This window comes from Bacillota bacterium (assembly GCA_040754675.1).
In the GTDB taxonomy this organism is placed as follows: domain Bacteria; phylum Bacillota; class Limnochordia; order Limnochordales; family Geochordaceae; genus Geochorda.
On record JBFMCJ010000781.1, the window covers coordinates 1 to 1,569 of the forward strand.

The following is a 1,569-nucleotide window of genomic DNA, read 5'->3' on the forward strand; positions in this document are numbered from 1 at the left end:
CGCCTCCAGGGCAATCACGCCGTGCTTGTAGACACGGAGTTCCCGGCCGCCCCCTGTCTGAACCATTAGGAGGTACCTCGTCACCCGCCGCAGCGTGCCCAGGAGCACGCGGCCGTCGGTGCCGGCCCCGGCCAGGGGGCCCAGTAAATGGACCCTTACGAGGCGGCCCACCAGTTCCTGATCGGCTTCTGCCCGCTTGGAGTTTGTCTTTCCCCCCGGCTCCTGCGCCCCCGTGCCCCCGCCCGGCGCCGCGGGGACGCCGGGCCTGCCCGGCCCGCGCCCGGGCCGCAGTTCGTCCTCCGACCGCCACACCTGCACCCGCGCCATTACCCGTCGCCCTCCTTTGTTTCAGCCACCCCCCGGCCCGCTGTGCCCACCGCCCTCCGCGCGACCGCCTCCTCGGACAGCTTCGCCAGGCGGCGCACCCTGCCCCTGCTCAGCAGGAAAACGTGTTCGCCCAACGCCGTCTCAAGCCTGATAAGAAAAGGACCCCCGGGAAAGCCAATGACGCGCCCGACCCGGCGGACGGGCAACGGGCCGAGGAGGGCGAAGGGGTCGGGACCGCCCGCGCCTCGTCGGGGACCGACCCGGCCGCGTGCGCCGCTAGGCGGCGGGCCACATTGTGGTCGGGTCAGGCAGCGAGTCGTCGTTTTGACCCCTCCTCCAGCCGGTGCAGCAGCGTCAGCCACTGCTCCACCACGGCCTCGAACTCGGGTTCGGGGGCCTCGGCCAGCTCGGCATCTGGCCAGGCCCTCAGCGTGTCCGAGTCGGGGCGGGCGGTCTCAAAGAAATACGCCGTGGCCTCCTCGATGACATCGACGTCAACGCCGGTGACATCGGTCACGAACTGCCATCCGCCCCCCGCCTCCTCCGTCAAGGCCCAGGTATGCGAAAACCGGACCTGGGCCTTATCCTCCACCTCGGCCAGCAGCCCGCGCAGGCGCTCCTCGGCCGCCTCCACGGTGATCTCCTGGACCAGCCCGGGTCCGCGGTAGCCGTAGCGGACGGATGCCAGCAGCTCGACCAGCACCCCGCCCCGCCGGATGACGCGGATGTAACCGTGGCGATCACCCCGGGCGGCTATCGCCCGCTCTAGCCCGCGTTCGATGGTGCGCAACTTATTGGCAGGGGCAACGAAGCGGTATACGGTCTCCCCTGCCGCCCGGGCCTTGTCGCTGAACTGGCCCAGGATGCGCCCCGTCCAGTCCCGCCGGCAGCGTGGGCAGGTCAGCCTGCCGCAGTATAGCCTTTTGGCGAGGAATTCACGGGTACGCCGGAACAGGCGGACGGTGGCGCCGCAGACGGGGGACGGCCCCTCCGTCCGCCACTCATCCCGCCACTCATCTCCAGTATTTTCCTTGTCGCATTTGACGCTGCAGGCAGGGTCGGGGGATGAAGAGGGTAATGCGACATGGGATTGGGTGCCAGCGGGTCCCTTCGCCCTCGCACGGGCAACCTCGGCCAGGATGAGCTTTGCCGGCTGGCGGCCACGCTGCCGGTATCGCTCTCCGATCCCGTTTGCGGGGTCAAGGAAGACCGCCAGGATCTCCGCGTCCGTCCAGCCTGCTT

The 1,569-nt window shown here is 69.9% G+C and carries 2 protein-coding genes; both read right to left on the reverse strand.

The window, feature by feature from the left end:
* On the reverse strand, positions 1-327 hold a 327-nt coding region (locus AB1609_23565), incomplete at its 3' end, for a hypothetical protein (protein MEW6049413.1).
* A gap of 304 nt (positions 328-631) precedes the next feature.
* On the reverse strand, positions 632-1,569 hold a 938-nt coding region (locus tag AB1609_23570), incomplete at its 5' end, for a hypothetical protein (protein MEW6049414.1).